Annotated in this window: 2 protein-coding genes and 1 pseudogene; all 3 read left to right on the top strand. The window is 54.2% G+C overall.

Annotated features, from left to right (window positions below):
* The coding region (locus tag B3Z49_RS19450) for an ABC transporter substrate-binding protein (protein ID WP_296993875.1) at positions 1-870 on the top strand (870 nt) is incomplete at its 5' end.
* Positions 871-1,060: 190 nt separating this feature from the next.
* Complete coding sequence (locus tag B3Z49_RS19445) at positions 1,061-1,912, top strand: carbohydrate ABC transporter permease (protein ID WP_296993872.1); 852 nt, start codon at positions 1,061-1,063, stop codon at positions 1,910-1,912.
* A gap of 53 nt (positions 1,913-1,965) precedes the next feature.
* Positions 1,966-2,328, top strand: a pseudogene (locus B3Z49_RS19440) (carbohydrate ABC transporter permease); the annotation flags it as partial.

Here is a 2,328-nt window from a genome sequence, read left to right as displayed (position 1 = left end):
GCGAAATATGATGGCAACTACATTGCCGCACCGATCAACATCCATGGTGAAAACTGGATGTTTTATAACACGTCGGTTCTTGAAGAGGCCGGGATCGAGGTTCCGAAAACCTGGGATGATTTCATTGCTGCGGCAGAAAAGCTCAAGGCCGCCGGCGTGATCCCGATTGGCCTTGGTGGTCAGCCCTGGCAGGAGCGCATCATGTTCAACAGCGTCCTTTTGGGTGTTGCCGGTCGTGAGTTTTATGCCGAGCTTTACAGCACGCTTGATGATGACCTTCTGAAATCCGATACCATGCGCAAGGTGTTTGAAACCTTTGCCGCGCTCAAACCGTTTGTCGACGAAGCAAGCCCGGGCCGTAACTGGAACGAAGCGACCAACATGGTCGCCAAGGGCGAGGCCGCCTTCCAGTTCATGGGTGACTGGGCCAAGGGTGAAATCATCGCAGCCGGGATTGAGCCCGGCACGACAGTCGGATGTGCCTTCGCCCCGGCGATTGATACCGCCTATATCATGACCGTCGATGCCTTTGCCTTCTCGGCCATGGATGGTGAAGACGCAACGCCTGCACAGACCTTGATGGCGCAGGTGATGCTTGAGCCGGACGTGCAGATTGCCTTTAACAAGAAAAAGGGATCAATCCCGGCCCGTCTTGATGTGCCGGCTGACAGTTTTGATGTCTGTGCCCAAACCGCCATCAAAACCCTTCAGGACAAGAAAACCCACCTTGTCAGCACCGGTTTGTTTGGTGTGCCAAGTGCGGTTTCGGGTGCGATTGATGACACCATCTCCAATTTCTGGAACAGTGCAGATATGAGCCCCGAAGAGGGTCAGGCACAATTCCAGCAAGCGATTTCCTACGCAAAATAACGATTTTGCGAAATTCCGGATATTGCGGAAAAGCGCCGCTGAAGCCACGGATGTGGGTGCAGCGGCGCCTCCATAAATAGGCGAGAATGTCATGGCCGAACCGGCACCGGACGTGTTGCAGCAGTCCGAAGATCGAAAATTTATACTCAAGTCTGGAAAAAAGCGTTGGCGGCCGCAATGGAGTGCGGGGATGGCGCTTATCCCGGCGATGACAATCACGATTGTCTGCTTTTACGGGTTCATCATCTGGACTTTCGTCATTTCACTGACCCGTTCACGGCTTTTGCCTGTCTATAAATTCACCGGTTTTGAGCAGTATGTCCGGCTGTTTGCCAATGAGCGCTGGTGGACGGCAATGCAGAACCTGGCGATTCACGGGTTCCTGTTTATCGGCGGCTGCGTTGTTTTTGGCTATTTTCTGGCGATTCTGATTGATCGCGGTGTTAAGGCAGAGGGGATGTTTCGAACGCTCTTCATGTTGCCGCTTTCGATGTCGTTCATTGTCACCGGTGTGATCTGGCAATGGGTAATGAACCCGGGGCTTGGCCTGCAAGAGGCCGTGCGTGCCCTTGGCTGGGCCGGGTTTGAGTTCAACTGGATCGTACGACCCGACAGATCGATTTACACGCTGGCGATTGCCGGAATCTGGCAGCAGGTCGGGTTGTGCATGGCGCTGTTTCTGGCCGGTCTTCGCAATATTGATCCCAATATCTGGAAAGCATCGCGCGTCGATGGCATCCCGGTATGGCGGGTTTATCTGCACATCATCACCCCGATGATGCGCACGGTTTTCTTCACGGTCTTTATTCTGATGAGCGCGATTGTGATGAAGGCGTTTGACCTGGTCGTCGCCCTTACCGGCGGTGGGCCGGGCTTCTCATCGGATCTGCCAGCCCGGTTTGTTGTCGATCATATCCTGAACCGTCAGGAACTTGGTCTGGGGGCGGCCGGTGCGTTTGTCCTGCTGTGCACCGTGATTGCCGTGATTTCCCCTTATATCTATTTCGAGCTCAAAAAAGAGCGCGGCGGGCGGGGGCATTGATCATGCGATATAATCGATGGGCCCTTTACGGATTGCTTTGCCTGGCGGCCATTATGATTATGGCCCCCGTTTTCATCATGATTTCGACATCGCTGAAATCAATGGATGAAATCAGGAATGGCAGCATCTTTACCCTGCCAACTGATCCAAGCTTTGCCGCTTGGAGCAAAGCCTGGTTTGGTGACTGCACGCAGACACTTGGCGAAAAATGCGGCGGGTTGTCATCTTCGTTCATGACCTCGGTACAGATCGTCATTCCGGCCTTGTTCCTGTCGGTCGGGCTGGGCGCAGTGACGGGCTATTCGCTGGCGGTGTGGAAGATGAAGGGGGCGAATGTGATGTTTGCAGCCCTTCTGGTGGGCATGTTCATTCCCCCGCAAGTAACGCTTTATCCCCTGATCATCATGATCCGCGAG

The organism is Thalassospira sp. UBA1131, from assembly GCF_002311515.1.
In the GTDB taxonomy this organism is placed as follows: Bacteria; Pseudomonadota; Alphaproteobacteria; order Rhodospirillales; family Thalassospiraceae; genus Thalassospira.
Note: the sequence above shows the minus strand (reverse complement) of the source record. Positions and strands in the feature narration are given on the sequence as shown.

What these genes read in the sequence shown, in the direction of transcription:
- B3Z49_RS19445 (WP_296993872.1), top strand. Translation starts at nt 1,061, where the DNA reads ATGGCGCTTATCCCGGCGATGACAATCACGATTGTCTGCTTTTACGGG.